The sequence below is a fragment of the Fictibacillus sp. 26RED30 genome (assembly GCF_015903845.1).
In the GTDB taxonomy this organism is placed as follows: Bacteria; Bacillota; Bacilli; order Bacillales; family Fictibacillaceae; genus Fictibacillus; species Fictibacillus phosphorivorans.
In genome coordinates, this window is the sequence record NZ_JACZDV010000003.1 from 72,744 (window position 1) to 87,579 (window position 14,836).

15 protein-coding genes are annotated in these 14,836 nt (G+C 39.2%); 1 reads left to right on the top strand and 14 read right to left on the bottom strand.

All coding sequences use genetic code 11. The features are described 5' to 3' along the window. Position 1: 1 nt before the first annotated feature. From IHV11_RS16270 to IHV11_RS16280, 3 genes are all read right to left on the bottom strand, one after another. Positions 2-550, bottom strand: a complete 549-nt coding sequence (locus IHV11_RS16270) for a cysteine hydrolase family protein (RefSeq protein ID WP_197195760.1) — start codon at positions 548-550, stop codon at positions 2-4. A 72-nt stretch (positions 551-622) separates the two neighbouring features. Next, positions 623-1,399, bottom strand: coding sequence for an NUDIX hydrolase (locus tag IHV11_RS16275; protein ID WP_197195541.1), 777 nt, complete (start codon positions 1,397-1,399; stop codon positions 623-625). Positions 1,400-1,630: 231 nt separating this feature from the next. After that, the gene (locus tag IHV11_RS16280) at positions 1,631-2,473 is read right to left on the bottom strand and encodes a DUF4037 domain-containing protein (RefSeq protein ID WP_197195542.1); all 843 of its coding nucleotides are present in this window, start codon (positions 2,471-2,473) and stop codon (positions 1,631-1,633) included. A 262-nt stretch (positions 2,474-2,735) separates the two neighbouring features. On the opposite strand from IHV11_RS16280, the gene IHV11_RS16285 reads away from it, so the two are divergent. Then, positions 2,736-3,284, top strand: a complete 549-nt coding sequence (locus IHV11_RS16285) for a GNAT family N-acetyltransferase (RefSeq protein ID WP_197195543.1) — start codon at positions 2,736-2,738, stop codon at positions 3,282-3,284. A gap of 17 nt (positions 3,285-3,301) precedes the next feature. Here the strand turns inward: IHV11_RS16285 and IHV11_RS16290 are convergent, their stop codons facing one another. The 11 genes from IHV11_RS16290 to IHV11_RS16335 all read right to left on the bottom strand — a co-directional run bounded on the left by IHV11_RS16290 (position 3,302) and on the right by IHV11_RS16335 (position 14,831). Then, entirely contained in the window at positions 3,302-3,988 is a 687-nt protein-coding gene (locus IHV11_RS16290; protein ID WP_137790788.1) for a YqcI/YcgG family protein, read from the bottom strand. A gap of 89 nt (positions 3,989-4,077) precedes the next feature. Next, positions 4,078-5,088: a phosphotransferase gene (locus IHV11_RS16295; RefSeq protein ID WP_197195544.1), complete on the bottom strand. Its 1,011-nt coding sequence runs from the start codon at positions 5,086-5,088 to the stop codon at positions 4,078-4,080. A gap of 25 nt (positions 5,089-5,113) precedes the next feature. Beyond that, on the bottom strand, positions 5,114-5,416 hold the full coding sequence (locus tag IHV11_RS16300) for a DUF2087 domain-containing protein (protein WP_197190698.1): 303 nt from the start codon (positions 5,414-5,416) through the stop codon (positions 5,114-5,116). Continuing rightward, complete coding sequence (locus IHV11_RS16305; protein ID WP_197195545.1) at positions 5,406-6,209, bottom strand: GNAT family N-acetyltransferase; 804 nt, start codon at positions 6,207-6,209, stop codon at positions 5,406-5,408. The genes IHV11_RS16300 and IHV11_RS16305 overlap by 11 nt, the downstream gene beginning before the upstream one ends. A gap of 100 nt (positions 6,210-6,309) precedes the next feature. Continuing rightward, positions 6,310-6,426 (bottom strand): DUF2500 domain-containing protein, encoded by a 117-nt coding sequence (locus IHV11_RS21265; protein ID WP_231620375.1) that lies wholly within the window; start codon positions 6,424-6,426, stop codon positions 6,310-6,312. Between the two features lie 265 nt (positions 6,427-6,691). Next, a complete protein-coding gene (locus IHV11_RS16310; RefSeq protein WP_197195546.1) occupies positions 6,692-8,497 on the bottom strand; it encodes an IucA/IucC family protein in 1,806 nt (601 codons plus the stop codon). Further along, complete coding sequence (locus IHV11_RS16315; RefSeq protein ID WP_197195547.1) at positions 8,481-9,686, bottom strand: MFS transporter; 1,206 nt, start codon at positions 9,684-9,686, stop codon at positions 8,481-8,483. Before IHV11_RS16315 ends, IHV11_RS16310 begins: the two co-directional genes overlap by 17 nt. After that, complete coding sequence (locus IHV11_RS16320) at positions 9,662-11,011, bottom strand: lysine N(6)-hydroxylase/L-ornithine N(5)-oxygenase family protein (protein ID WP_197195548.1); 1,350 nt, start codon at positions 11,009-11,011, stop codon at positions 9,662-9,664. The genes IHV11_RS16315 and IHV11_RS16320 overlap by 25 nt, the downstream gene beginning before the upstream one ends. After that, positions 10,986-11,537, bottom strand: a complete 552-nt coding sequence (locus tag IHV11_RS16325) for a GNAT family N-acetyltransferase (RefSeq protein WP_197195761.1) — start codon at positions 11,535-11,537, stop codon at positions 10,986-10,988. Before IHV11_RS16325 ends, IHV11_RS16320 begins: the two co-directional genes overlap by 26 nt. Before the next feature lie 16 nt (positions 11,538-11,553). Next, complete coding sequence (locus IHV11_RS16330; RefSeq protein ID WP_197195549.1) at positions 11,554-13,341, bottom strand: IucA/IucC family protein; 1,788 nt, start codon at positions 13,339-13,341, stop codon at positions 11,554-11,556. Next, positions 13,338-14,831: a pyridoxal phosphate-dependent decarboxylase family protein gene (locus IHV11_RS16335; RefSeq protein ID WP_197195550.1), complete on the bottom strand. Its 1,494-nt coding sequence runs from the start codon at positions 14,829-14,831 to the stop codon at positions 13,338-13,340. Before IHV11_RS16335 ends, IHV11_RS16330 begins: the two co-directional genes overlap by 4 nt. Positions 14,832-14,836: the final 5 nt, after the last annotated feature.

The following is a 14,836-nucleotide window of genomic DNA, read 5'->3' on the forward strand; positions in this document are numbered from 1 at the left end:
TTTAGATAACTTTTGCGTTCAAACAACTCTTAAAATGTCCTAATGCCCACTCATGTCCTGCTTGGTTGAAGCTCGCTACTCCTTTTTCATGAACAACGATCTTAAGTCCAGCATTGTAAGCATCGACAGCTGTATGAAGACAGCAGATGTCTGTGCAAACTCCTACGATGTGAACCTCTGTAATACCACGTTCGCGAAGCTTCATTAATAAATCTGTTCCCGCGAAGGCACTGTATCGAGTCTTATCCATCCAATAAACATTCGATTTTGATTTATGTGTTTCATAGACTTCTTGAAGAGATCCATAAAGCTCACGACCATGTGTTCCTTCAATGTTATGTGGTGGAAAAAGCTCGTTCTCCGGATGAAATTTATCATCGGCATAATGCTGATCAATGGCAAAAACAACAAAATCATCGTTTTTAATAAATTGTTCCGTGATAGAAGTAATCTCACTTTCAATATCCTGACCCGGTTTCCCACAAGTTAGTGCACCTTCATCTGCCACAAAATCAAATGTGTAGTCAATATTGATTAAAGCTTTTTTCATCATAAATTCCTCCTCATATTGTTTTGGTTAACTATTAACGATTCGTTAATTATTATCCGTAAAAAAATTTGGTTAATATCGCGCTGTATAGATCGGCTTTAAAATATCCATTTCAATAAATGTATAAAGTTTTGTCGCTCTCTTTGATGTTCTTGTGGTTGTTTTTCCTTGTACTTCTTGAATAAAAGGAAGAGATTTAATCTTTCTTGAAAATGACTGATCACTTAAAATTGCAGGATCATCGGTTACAGTTCTTAATACGGCCTGTAGTTCAGAGTAAGTAAAGTTTTCAGGCAGAAAGTTTTTAGCTACAGTCGTTTGCAATAAATCGTTTGTGATCACTTGAATCGCATCTCCAATAATTTGTTCATGATCGAATGCCAGGTCCAGTTTCAGCACATCTTTTATTGAGAACAACTCAATATCTGCCGCATCATCTTGTGCTTTTCTTAGCGATAGATACGTATCAGGAACAATCGCATAATGTGCGTTGGAGATGATCCATCCTCTAGGATCTCGACCAGGTTTGTCGTAAACGCCAAATTGTTTAATATGAATTCCAGAGATATTCGTCTCTTCTTCTAGCTCTCGTTTAGCTGCTTGAAAGCCTGTTTCATCGTCTTGCACGAAACCCCCAGGAATCGCCCACTTGTTTGCTTCGATGTTCATATTCCCTTCAGAATCAAGTCCCGCTCTTTTAATCAGCATGATTTTAAGGTCCATCGTTGGAGGTTTATACGCCTCATTTTTTTCTGAGATTATTGTAAAAACGCAAATATCGGAAGTGTAACCATCTGGTGTACGATATTTTTTGATGTCGTATTGTTTCAAAGCTTGCTTATTAGACAATGGTGTACCTCCTTTTTTAATTAACAAATTGTTTATTGTTAATTTATTTATATTCTATTTACCTCTTTTTGTCAACGGTTAAACTTTAATTTTTTTTTTGTTGTATCGATTTTTGTTCACGTTGGTCGCAGGCGATGAGCGTACAAAAAAATAAAAAACCACCCGAGAAGACGAATCCACCCGGATGGCTATTTCTATTGTGTGTGCATAACTGCTTTTTTATACTTGGAATCAGCCTTTATTCTCCGGTCGAACAAAGCTCATCTTTTCTTTGTAATCCGGTAAAAATGGAAGGTCAGGGTAATGTTTCTCCACGAGGTTAAAAACTTCTCGAATCAACAGTTCTAATTCTTTTATACTCTCATGAACATTATGAATGAGAATAGAAGATAGCCGCTCATCTAAATAAACTGGCTTTATTGTGAAGATCTCGCTATATTTATGCATCCACTTAAAGGACGGATGATGAATATACAATTTATTCATACCGAATAATGTTCCAAGGAGTTTCTTCTGAACACCCACCATCAGATCATACAACATAATCCACTCGTTCCTATCCAATAGAGCATAACGGTTGTTCCACCTACTCCATAAAGCTAGATTTTCTTCGATCATGTTTTGTGCTAATTGATCTGGATACACTTCCACTTCTTTTTTCATTTCACTAATCACGCGATCTCCGTACAAACTCACTCCATAAAATAGGGATGAAGCCATGCACTGTTTGCCGTAATCCACTTCAAACTCTTTCACTACTTCTTTTATCCACGTATTAGCTGTAGTTGTTAAGAAACTGCTGATCTCAAACTTTACATTTTGAGGTGTTAAATAGCTCTCTGCCCATTCTTCCTCTTCAAACGGATGAAACTCGATAATTGATCCATCTACCGCGCGAATAGGAAACATTCTATCGTCATCAGTCGGAGGTTCTGACCAGAAAATATTTAGTTCAATATCTGAATGCTTGTCTTCCCAACCTCTTGAAACAGACCCTGCCAATAATACAGCCTGCACTTTTTTATTTTCTTTATAAATAGCTGCCATTTTCCTAGCCGTATCTTTTAGATTCAATATCAACTCTCCCACTTTCATCTAACTTCACTTGTTTCTAAAGTCTACTAACATATGTAAATTATTGATAGTATTAGATTATCATAGTTTAAACATTTATCTGCTGCTTATCTATTAAGTGAAGAACATGCATTTAACAAACAAGGCCAAACGATGTTTAACCCGTGGCAAGTAATTAGAATTAGCGAACTCAAAAAGGCGTGGGCTGACTTTACATGTAAAATTTATAGAAAACTTTAACAGAGAACGGTGGGATCAATCGATGTTACATACAAAAAGAATTTCTTTTCGAGAGATGGTAGCTGAAGATTGGATAAATGTTCATAAGTATGCCTCACAAGAAATTGTGTCTCAATACCAGCCATGGGGACCGAATGACGAAAATGATTCTATTACTTATGTGAATGAAGTTATTAACGATGCAAAGAAAAATCCTCGAAGACGATATGCGTTTGCAACTGTTGAAAATCAATCACTGATGTTGATCGGAGCTGGAGAACTACAGATCACCTCTTTGACAAATTCTGTGGGTGAGATCGGTTATGTGATTCATCCTGATTATTGGGGAAAAGGATTCGCAACAGAAACCGGGCAACTATTGCTTAAGTTCGGTTTTGAAGTTCTGCAGCTTCATCGCATTTTTGCAACATGTGACCCCAGAAATAGAGCATCAGAGAAAGTTTTGATGAAATTAGATATGAAGTTAGAGGGAAAAATGCGGGAAACCATCATGCTAAAAGACGGATGGCGTGATTCCTTGTTATTCAGTATGCTAGAGCACGAATGGACAAAGAAAAAAGGACTCGGTTAAGAGCCCTTTTCTACGTTTTATTTATGATGAAACGGACATTTTCCCGCTATCGGTTCAACATCGTCTCCAATAAAGTATTGTTTCCATTCACGGTGTTCAGGGTCCCCATAATGACTGATGTTCGGGTGTTTCGGAAGATTATCCCACTTCTCTACCCGCTCTCGAACTTTTTCCCGAGACATCGCTCCGCCTGGTGAAGTACCTTCTAATCCTTCAAAAATGCGGCGAGGCTGGAATCCGAGAACTAAGCTATTCCCAAGATCTCTTGTTTTTCTTTGTTTGTATGCGGGCGCGTTTCCGAATACGAAATAAGGCTCATTATCAAATGAAAAAGCGAATAAGTGATGGTCCGGATCTTTCGGTATATGCTCTGGCCAAGGTTGATTATCTGTTTCGTGCAGTGACTGAAGCATTTTCCAAAAATAATCGCGGTAATACGGAATGTCTTTCTCTTCTTTCTCCGGCTCAACAAACACAAATAGTCCGTGACGAATCAATTTAGGTGCGTCAAAAAGTTTGTTAAACTCTCGAATCGCTTCGGGAAGGTTCGACCAATCATCATGTGTCACATAGGCATAACGAAGCTCCCCCTTATTTTCAGCAGCCATTCCAAAATAACAAGGAAAGGTCTTGTTGGTCACCGTCTCATGAAAAGTCTTATACTCTTCTATCACCCAAGCTGGTACTTTTTCTGGATTCGTCATATCTTCTTTTTTCAGCAAACATAATTGTTTCGTCTCCACTCAACCACTCCTCTAATCTGTTAATGAGGAATTTCCCTTAAGCTACTTTGTTAAAACATGAATGTTACTTCTTCTTTTTTCCAGTCCATCATTCGCTCTAATTGTTGTAGATGACGGGCTAACCAGACCATTTCTTGCTGAAATCGTTTCGGAGGCTTTCCTTCATGAGGAGTGACATCGATCCACCACGTACTTTCCATGTACCATACTAATTTTAAAGCTATCACTAATCTTTCAACTGATAATTCATTTGTATTATTGTATCCTTTAAGAAATGCCTGGACAGCTTTACGATTTAATGTATTATTTTGCAGACACGTTGAGATGATCAGTCTGCCTATATCCAATTCTAAGAAGTCATAGTTCATTCGATCAAAATCGAGAATTGCCGATATGTAATCACCCGAAAACAGCAAGTTATCTACCCAAAGGTCGCGATGGCACCAGCCAGGGGTGAGATTTCCAAACAGCTCTATATTAAACGCTAAGGTTGCAGCCATTTGCAGCTCCATCAAAGAACGGACATGATCTAATCCTTGTTCATCACACTTATTGATTTCAGATTGCCAATATTCCACACGTTCTGCTATAGAAGGAACCTTAAATACCGTTTCTGATTTTGCTGCTAATGTTCCATCATTTAATAACGCGTGCAGCTTTCCAATTTCTTCACCGACAGAATGCATCTGTTCACACGAAACATTACCAGGCGGATTTAACATTCCTTCCATAAAACGCATAACAGTAAAGCGTTCACCTTCTGTTGACTTCTGTAAAAGATCACCTTTATAAGACAAGAGCTCAGGACAGACTAAACCTAATGAAAACAACCGATTTTGTGTTTGAAGGGTTGATTGTATCATTTGAAGGTCGTACTTTTTCATCCGCTCTTTGTTGTATTGCTTGATTAGGAAAACGCCTTGGTTCGTTTCTATCTTCCATTTTTGATTGAGCCAACCTCGATTGATCGGTGTACATTTATCCACTTCAAAACCAAAACGTACTTCTGCTTCTTCTTTTAAATGAGTCCAAAGACTTTCATTCGAATTCCCAATCTCCACTTCATTCACTTCTTTCTAACTGTTACTAGAGTTCTTGCCATTTTGTCCAAAGTGTTTCATCTCTTTTTATGTAATTTCCCGCATCTCGGTCCATGTATCCGTTCACAATAAATTCTCTGCGAATGGTACAAAAATCTTCATGATACGTTTTAATAAATTCGTTGATCTCTCTTTCCGTATAGGACTGGTTGTCATTCAGCTGCTGAACTAAATATTCTAACACCACTAGCTTTTTCTTCTTTTGTGAAGGCATGTTTTTCAATCGTCCTTCTTTGTTTAGAAATGCGTTTAATACACTCTTTTGGTAGCTATCTAGACTAGTTGTCATTATGGTAATTCCTTTCTTTACAGTGATTGATCGTCCATTTTTCAATGTCTATAAAACCTAACCGCTTGTAGATGCGGCCAGCCTCTGGATTGTCATAGAATAAAGTAAGTGTCTTGTTTTCTTGAAAAAGGTTATGCATCAGGTGTTCTACACAGATGCTTGCCAATCCTTTTCCCTTTTTTTCGGGTAGTGTACAAACTCCTGAAACCATTGCTGCGACAGATGTCTCGCAAACTGTAGATGCTGATGAAATCAACTTGTCATCTTCTTCGATAACAAATATCCTAGACCATCCATTACTCATCTGATCCATAAAAGACTCAGGATTATATTCTCTCTTAAATTCAGGAACTTCTTGATAAAAAGAGATGAGCCGAGGAACTTCTTCTTCGCTTAAACATCTGACTGAATCAGAATGGTTATGATTCGGTGTGGGGTCACATTTTGCATAATAATAACTTTCGCGTTTTGAGTAACCTTCTGTAATCAAAGATTCTATCTCTTTCGTTAACCGTTCTATTCCATTAACTTGTTTCTCGTTTGTATCGGCATTAATCATGTCCGCAATTACCTGCACATTACAACCTGTTTCCCAATACGGTGTATATTTGTTCTTAAATTTACACAGCACAGCGTTCAACTCACCATCGGAATCGAACTGCCCCCATAGGGTTTGGATATCTGCTTCGTACCCATATGCTTCTATTCCCCACAATGTAAAAAGGTTCTCTGCTGGTCGTTTACTTAGAAGTCTCATTACATCTTCATGATCACTTTGATTTAATTTTCTCATATTCTTAAACCCTCAACTTATACAGATTGGGATGGGCTATTTCGTTCAAAACCTAGATAATGTGCGCCTTGAAAAGTAAGTGGCCCTTGATCACCTTCAACTAACATGCCATACATGGAACTCCATTCGGATCTCCGCTCTCCACTTGAAACGAGGCATAATACCATATTGAAGCAGACGTTTCGTTAGAACCACCGCTTATTTCGTTATCCCTCACAATACCCACCTACCATAATATTACATACAGAAGTAAAAAAACAGAAGTTTCAGATTAAATACTTGCATTTTACGGTACGTGTTCTTATTTCGGTTACACGTTCGCCGGTAAATGGTCTCTTTCTACCTGTAGACATATCGTAACCACCTGTAACTGTGAACTCACTACCCGAACGATCGCTCTTTCCAGCGGTAAATCGCAACTCATCACCTAAAAGCACAAAAAAAAGGCTTCCCGTTTTACCAGGGAAGTCCTCTTTTTCTAATTATTGAACAGCCATCACTTTGTTTTGGCGAATTTCATAAAGTGCATTTCGTACTTTTCCAAACTCAGAGGCATGTGGACGGTCATCTCCATCTCCATAACCGTAATCTACCATTCTATTTCGGTTCAAACATAGCTTTGTAAGCTCTGGCTTAAAGAAATCAAACAGCTTAAAACGATCTTCTAGATGTGAGAATCTTGCTTGGTACGATTCAATACTGTCCACCAAATGTGACCAGAATGCTTTTTCTTCTATTATATCGTTACGTACCATAACGTTTGATAGATAACGCAGATGACAGATAAATAGTCCCGTGAAAATAAATTGCGTTAAACCTTCAGGTGGTTCACTTCGTAATACAGCGCGCAGCTCCTCTGTTACACCCTCTAACTCTGTGAAAGGCTGATCTGAAATATTCACGTCATCTACATAATCTTTTACTGCTAACCTCTCAGGCTGGTAGTCTTTTAAGATCAATATCGTGTTCTGACCATGCGGTGAAAAGACTGTTCCATATTGATAAAGGAAATGAAGCAACGGTGGCATCACAACACCAAAGAACTTCTTCATCCATTCGTCAGCAGTTAACCCAGACTTTTCAATCAGACTTTGTACATAAGGCTTTCCGTTTCCATCAACATGATGAAGGGCAGCAAGCGTGATCGGTTGTTCACCGTCTTTTAGATACGTGTAGATACTTTCACGCCAGATTGTTCCTAACATCTCCAGATATTGATATGGTGCTCCTTTTAGCTGGCTATAGTGAGGGTGATCTACATTAATGCTCGCTACCTCCCCCGGAAGGACCACTTCACATTCGTCACGTAAGAAACTGTCACCTTCAAAAATTCCTTTGATGTGCTCTGTAACGCGTGGTGCTATCAAAGTTCGTTCTGACGGAAGTCCACGATACACAAGCGTGTTTAGAATACTCATCGGAAGCTTGACATGAGATTTCAACGGGTTTGTCACATTAACAAACGTTCGAACAGACTGTTGTGGCAAGTAATGATCCGTTCCTTCTTCTAAAGGAACAATCATGCCTGTCGCTAGATCCTCAGCAAAATTTTGAACCAAAACGTTATTCCATTGCCATTCATGTACCGGCATAAAATAATAATCTAGCGGTAATTTCCCGTTCTCTCGTAAAATCTCATTAAAGCGCTGAACAAGAACACCATCTAGTTCTCTCATTAAAAGTTTTTCATAATGAAGTTCTTGTACAGATTGAAACTGAGCACGATCGCGATGAACGGCAATCCAGAACAGCTTTGTTTCATTCTGATTTTCAGGAGCGTATTTGATATAGTCATCGAATCCAAAACCGATACGACCTTTGTTGTACGTGATCCATGGATGACCTGACATCTCTCCCTCAAGCTCTGCATAATCAAGATCTACTAATTGGTCAGACGTTCTTTTATGATTGTTTAAAAGATTCGCATCGGCAATAAGTGTATGGTTTAGTTCCTTGATAAGGTGACCCGCTGTTTCGGATGACATGCCGATCATCGACTGAATATCCATCAAAAAGCGAATCGCATGCATTGCAGATTTCCATTCACCATTCTCAAGCACTTCGATTGATTCCGGATCTACATCAAAGCTTTCAAATAAACGTTTTTGGGCAGTAAAACGATATTTGCGTTCTTCGTTCACTGTAAAAATGTATTCCCCATCTTCTTGCTCTGGGAAAATCATCTCTTCATACATATATTCTGCAAGCATCTTAGCTAACAAATTTTTGTTCACTTTTTCCCACGTATCTTTTTTTAGCATGGACTCTATTTCATTTATATAAAGCATGTTCTTCCTCCTTATGTAAGTGCAATTTTCCTTTGTTTCTTTCTCTCGAGTACGTTCCCCATAAGAAAATGAGTAAGTGGAGAACGACGAACAAACTAGCATAAGTAAATACGTCTGATATTGATCGGGTGTTAACAATGGATGATGCCGCGACTGGAGCTAGCAGCAACCCTACATTTTGAATCGCTGAAATTTTGCTATAGTCTCCATGCATATTAACACTCCACTTAAAGATAAATACGTCTATTTTTGCAAGACACCAAGCGGCACCTATACCGAACATACAGCGGAACAAGATGAATCCCGCGATACTCGTTTCGATTCCTTGAAGAAACAAACCGACAATAATCATGCTCGCCGCACCAACATAGCCGTACCATCCTAACCGTTCACTGTATTTTTTTGTGAGAGGCAGTATGACGATTGCCATCAGACTCGGAATCAAATACAACGAACTGCTTATCATCGTATTCATGCTGTACACATTTTCCGTGTATGTTGTGAAAAATGGCCGGATCATATTTACTGCAAGATGAAGCGTTAAAACGATGATTCCAAAAAACAAGAATTGAGTTATTAAGCTTCGATGATTTGTTTGTTCTAAATCTGATTCTACAACTACGTTTTTTCTTATTTTTTTTAAGAAAAATAGGCTAAAGACTGCCATTAAACATTCAATAATTCCAACGATCCAAAAGATCAGTAAAGGATTATTCATTTCTATAATCCATCCAGACAGAATAGTCGCTGTAACGATCGCACCTTGTAAAACGGCATGATAGCTGGCTGCTGCCCCTGTTGTAGAATTTCGATTCTCAGAGATTAAAATGGTATACAACAGAAAGTAGCTGCTCTTAAAGATCAATAAAAGTACACTCGCTGCTACAAACATTTCAAAGCTTTGTGAGATCGCCATCAGAAAGCAAGAAATTCCTGTTCCCCATTGTCCGATGATTAATAAGGTAGAGCTGTTATTTCTTTTGTGGGCGATCAATCCCCAGATCGGAGTAAAGACTACAACCACGAGTCTGCACGTCATAATGTAGAACCCTGTCAGGTCCGGATCATTTATGCCATATACTTTTTTAAAAAATTGAGGATAAAAAGGCGATAGCAATACTTCTGTGCATACGAATAGAAAGACACAGCTTAATAAAAAAAGGTTTAACGAACGGTTGCTGGTTTCCATGAAGGTTCCGTTCCAAAATTCTGAAACACATTTTTTGTAGTAACAGGATACATTTCCTTCTCAAAAAGCGTATTGATAATAACTGCGTTTCTATGTGCGCCAAGACCAAGATCTGGAGCACCTACACCATGAGTATGAAGCTCTCCGTTTTGAATAAAGATATGGTTATTTTGAAGACACTTTGTCTCCAAACGATAATCGTTAGTAATCTGATAGCGATTCTTAGAATCCCATTGAATCTGATCCTGCATCTTCATTAAGAAATGCGGAAATGATGGAGCATAGCCTGTCCCTAACACGATGACATCAGATTTCAGTTCAAACACTTCCCCTGTTACGTTCTGACGAAGGGTAAGTAAGTGACTGTCTTCAAATCTTTCAAGATGAACAAGTTCGGTCATCGCCTGTAGGTGAATATCAGGTTTATGTTGTCCAACTGATTTTTCATAAAGCAGATCATAAATATCCTCGATCGTATCCATGCTGATCCCTTTGTAGAGAAGGTCTTGCTTTTTCAAAAGCTCATCCTTCTTTGAAGAAGGGAGGTTGTAAAAGAAATTCGTATAATCGGGTGAAAAATATTCAAGACCAAGCTTCGAATATTCCATCGGGAAAAATCCTTTTGATCGCGTGAACCAGTTTAAAGAATAAGAGTCATTATCCTGATGCTGTGCTAAATCATAAAAAACTTCTGCTGCACTCTGACCAGAGCCTACGACTGTCACTGAGTTTGCGTTAAGAATCTCTTCTTTTCGATCTAAGTATTGTGAAGAGTGGATGACCTTTGCACCAAGCTTCTTCTCTATATGTGAAGGTACAGATGGAATCGTACCGATGCCGACAGCAAGATGCTTCGTATAGTACGTCTGTGTTTCCCCTGTTTCTAAAGACTCTACAATCACTTCGTATACCGAGCTCTCCGCATCTTCAACCGGTTGAATGTGTTCAACTCCCATACCAAATGAGCAAGAATCAAGCTGACTCGCTACCCAACGGCAATAGTGGTTGTATTCTTTTCTCGGGATATGAAAGTTCTCTAAGAAATAAAAGTGGTATAATCTATCATGTTTCTGCAGATAGTTTAGAAACGTGTATTTGCTTCTCACATTTGCCATGCTTACTAAATCCGCAAAGAATGGTACTTGTAGTGTCGTACCATCGATCAGCATTCCTTTATGCCAGTTAAACTCTGTTTTCTTTTCAAAAAAGAGCGCTTTTTTACCTTCTGTTTCATCTAGCATCGCCGCTAGTCCTAGGTTGAATGGACCGATGCCGACACCGATGATGTCATAAATCTCGTTATGTTGTGATGGTTTGAAAGACATCTCTCCATCTCCTCTCGAACGTTTCTCTATGGCAATACATGAGCATCCCGGTCTTATCCGGCAAATCAATCGGCTTCACTTTTTCAAAGCCGCACCTTTCAAACACATGTATCATCTTCTCATTCCGAATATCAGGTTCAGCGATTACCTTCTCAGTCCCTTTTGATAAAAACTGATAATGTACGATGGCACGTAATAAGGGAAGTGCGTAACCCTTCCCAATAAAAGATTCTTCTCCGATCAAAAGATGAATTCCCTGGTCTTTAGGATGTGGATCATAGCTCTTCTCTACCACATCTCCTTTTACCCAGTATGCTTCCCAATAGCTCATCGGAACTCCATCTATTAATCCCATATATAGCGTTTGATGCTGATCAGACAGGAAAGTTTCTAAATGCTTTCTGTATTCTTCAAACGAGACATCCAATTTCCAGTATGGAATCACATACGGTTGCTGCTGCCACTTATGGAGAAGTGATACATCCCGCTCCAAATCTACTTTTACATACGATAAAGTCTTTTGGATGGTGTGATCATAGAAACTAAATTCTGGCTGCATCTGTTTTCATCACCTTTTGTAATGGGTTTGGGATCTTTGTGTAGACAGACTGTGTTTCCAGAGAACCAACAAGCTCATCCATATCATGAAAACGAGTAAGTAAGTTCGCTTTACACGGAAGTTCTTCCGCATCTAGTAAGCTTCTGATCAGGCCTGACTTTCCGTCTGTTAACGTATCATGGTGTTTCAAACGATGACGTAGCATGTCCATAAGTTCTTCTTCTGCGACAAGATTTGCGGTTCCAAATCCGTTGATGAGACCAAAGAGATGGTTCATGAAGAAATAATAACGAAAACGTTCGATCGCGACCTCGTCACTGCAGATCGTTACACTCTTACGATTTAGGCTTGGAAGCTGTTCAACGAGCAGATCGGCTTTTGATTCGCTGTAATAGTAACCTTGATTATCACGGTAATAAAAACGCTTCGGATAGCCATTCTCCATTTGGACGATCGAGTTCTGCTGATGCGCTTCAAGTGCTACACCGTATCTTTCGTACAGCCACAGCATCGGATCTAGAGCGATTGATAAATATTGCTGGAACCAATCTTTACTGACTTCTTCTGTCGTTCTATTCTCTCTTTGAGCGATGTCATGAATGATTGAAGCAATTCTAGAGTTCCCTCCAAAACCGTGGTCCTGACAAAGACCTGCTACTAAACTTGCATTTCTATCATTCTCGTAAAAAGGATTCTCTCTGATCACCACTTCAAATCCAGATGTCTCTTTATTTGTAGGGATATTTAAGAATGCCGGATCTTTTATGATCTGAAACGATGGGTAGATCTCCTTCATCTCTTGTCCGATTATCGATTGCATGAGTCGAGAAACTTCTACCCCTCTATGCAGTTCTTTTTCAAGATTAACGCGCAGTGAATTTGTAATCTTCACAGGTACAGAGAACTTGAACATATATTTAAAATTGTGGCTGTAAACAGAACGCATTGATGATGTTGCCGAGAACAGCTCACCGAATGGACCGATGTAGCTCAACTTACCGTCTTTGATTAAAGTTTTAACAAACGTATCATTCAGTAGAACTTGAACTTGTAAAGGATGAACAGGTATGAAGACTGACTCATCATTAATCTCTATCTGTTTGACGAACTCCTCATCCCGTTGTAGTAGCGTCCGAGTTATTTCTTCTGCTGTCACTTCATCTGCAGTATCCTGATCGACGATCGACTTGTCCGCTTGAAAGAAATGGAGCTGGAACGTTCCCTTAAGTTCTGGGGAATAGAGAGATTCCTCTTCATCACTCATGCCTTGCTTGCTTTTTGGAGTCGGGTGAAGCAGATGACCAAACAAAAGCGACTGCTCTGCTTCAATGAATGTAAACTCACTGCTTTCTAAATTCACGGAGTCACCTTCACGTGCTTCTAGGTACCGCTGTATGTTCTTTTTACTTAAAATCGTCCGCAGCATCAATTCATCTTCTGCATCCTCACGATCTTGTTTTAGCAACAATTCTTTTGATAGAATGGCAACAAGCGAAATGTAATCGAGTGTTATCACGTTTTCATTGTTTTGATAAAGAATAGGAAAGTGAAACAAATGTCTGCCTGTTAAAGACCAATGCTTGATTGCCGCAAAGATCGCTGAACCTTGATTCCTAAGTTCAATCTTCACCCATCTGTCCGGCGTCTCCCCATTCCATCCTAAATGATCAACCGTATCTTCAAAGGTAACAAATGCTTGTGTTTCTCGAAGATAACAATTTAAAAAGCTCTGTATGCTCGCATTTTCTGCTTGTTGTTTATGATTTGTCATTGGGTGATCCCCCTGTTTTCGTACTCTGCTGCAAATTGAGTAATGCTATGAAGAATATCTTCAATATCCACGATTGTTGTACGTGGATTCAGTAAAGTAAACTTTAAAAAGACTTCATCCTTCACTTTTGTTTTCGCGACTAAAGCTGTTCCTGTATGAAGAATTTTTTTGTAGATATAGGTATTCAGTTCATCTAATGAATCAGTTGCTGCGTCAGTATAACGAAATACAATAGCATTAATTTCGGGATTTACGTTACACACTTCAATCTGTGGGTTCTGATCCATTACCCCTGCTGCCTGATTCGCAAGATGAAGCGTATAATCAATCATGCTGGCGAAGTTCTTTTCGCCAACGATTCGTAATGACATGAAGAGCTTCAACGCGTCAAAACGCCTTGTCGTTTGAACCGATTTGCTCACTAGGTGAACGAGTCCATCTTGTTCGTCGTTCTCAGGATTCAAATAGTCTGCATGATGTGCAATATATTTGAAATTTGCTCTATCTTTTACGAAGAAAGCTCCACAGCTTATTGGTTGATAAAACTGCTTATGAAAGTCTATCGTAATGGAATCTGCTCGCTCAATTCCTGTTAACTTATGAAAATGCTTTTTACTAAGAAGTAACGCACCCCCGTAAGCTGCATCAACATGAAGCCATAATCCATGGTTTTGAGCAATAGCTGCAACCTCTTGAATCGGGTCGATACTGCCGAAATCCGTTGTCCCGGCCGTTGCAACTATACACATCGGGACAAGTCCGCCACTTCTCAAGCGCTCAATTTCTTCTCTTAATTTAGCAGTATTCATCTTTTTATTTTCATCCGTTTCAACCGTTACGACTGCCTGTTCACCTAGTCCAAGTTGAAACGCTGACTTCTTCACGGTAAAGTGGGCATCTTCTGAACATAAGATACGAAGCTTATGCGACTCTGGTGGCAATCCGTGAACTTTAACATTCCATCCCCATCGTTTATCACAAAAGAAATCACGAGCGAGTAGAAGCCCCATATAGTTCGATTGAGTACCACCACTCGTAAATGTCCCATCTGCTGAAGATGAAAGGATAAGCTTGTTACTTACCCATTTGATCAATCGCTCTTCTAAATAAGTAGCCGTTGAGCTTTGATCCCAAGAATCCATTGATTGATTTAGTGCTCCGATGATCAATTCAGCTGCAATGGCTGGGATAAGAGGTGGACAATGTAGGTGTCCAATGCTTGTCGGATGAGAAACATGTATGCTGTTTCTCACAATTTTCTCCATAACATCTTTTAGTACGGTTAACGGTTCTTCTCCGTCACTCGAAGTGAGAGATAGTTCATTTATCTCTGTCTCGATCTCAGTAGGAAATAAACCGTTATAAGCATCTGAATTATCTTTATAAAATCCACTTAACAGATGCTGAGTTTCAAGAATGGTTTGCTGAAAACTTTGTATCCCCGCTCCGCTATCGTTAAGAAAAAAGCGATCAAAATCAGTTGTATTCATCTAGC